This is a genomic window from Mycobacterium sp. E3247, from assembly GCF_001667785.1.
Lineage (GTDB): Bacteria > Actinomycetota > Actinomycetes > Mycobacteriales > Mycobacteriaceae > Mycobacterium.
On record NZ_LZJG01000460.1, the window covers coordinates 1 to 731 of the forward strand.

The window sequence follows — 731 nt, forward strand, 5'->3', positions numbered from 1 at the left end:
CGCGTTTCTCGCACTGCTCCTATTCTTCGACCAACAGATGCGGATTTCGTCCGTTTGGCAAGGAGACGAAATGAGGATTCGTTTCATTGTTTCGGCGCTCGGGGCTGTAGTGGTCGCGTTGGCGGTTGGGTGTGGCGGCGGGCAGGGCGGCGGCCACAACGCCACCTCGGTCGCACCCTCGCCGACGCCATCGATTCGCTGATCTTGGCGCCAGACCTGATTAACGAGATTGTCGGTGCGAAACTAAACTGGGCGTCCAAACCTCCGCCCGGCGCGACCTCCCCGCCCGTGGCCGCCTTCGTCGACGAGGGTAACCCGCAGTGCGAGCCGCTGATCGCGCCGGACACGTACTCGGTGGGGGTGGCTTACACCGCGTGGCGGAGCAATCTCTACAAAGAGGACAAGGACACGTACGAGCATGCGGTCCGTCAAGCCGTTGCGACGGTTGTCGATTCCAAAGCAGCGACGGTGTTGCTTGGCGACGCTTTTGCCAAGCGTCTCGATGCGTGCAGCAATGCCGTCATCCACCTGAGCGGCAAATATCGATGGAGATTCCAGAAGACCGACGCGACCGATACGGGAGTGCGGTGGACGGGAACGGAACTGGAGGACGGGCAGATCACCGGCTGGGTCTGCGCCAGCGAGGCGCGCGCGAAGAACAATGTGATCATCACTGCGCAGGTGTGCCAATACGGCAATGGCGCTCCGGCCACCGCGACAGTTCTGGACAA

General features: G+C 62.1%; 2 protein-coding genes. Both read left to right on the forward strand.

The genetic code is table 11. The annotated features are described in order from the left end of the window. Positions 1-202, forward strand: a 202-nt coding sequence (locus A9X04_RS31715) for a hypothetical protein (protein ID WP_369828931.1), incomplete at its 5' end; no start/stop codon positions are given. Next, the coding region (locus A9X04_RS22695) for a sensor domain-containing protein (RefSeq protein ID WP_067925219.1) at positions 130-731 on the forward strand (602 nt) is incomplete at its 3' end. The genes A9X04_RS31715 and A9X04_RS22695, both read left to right, overlap by 73 nt.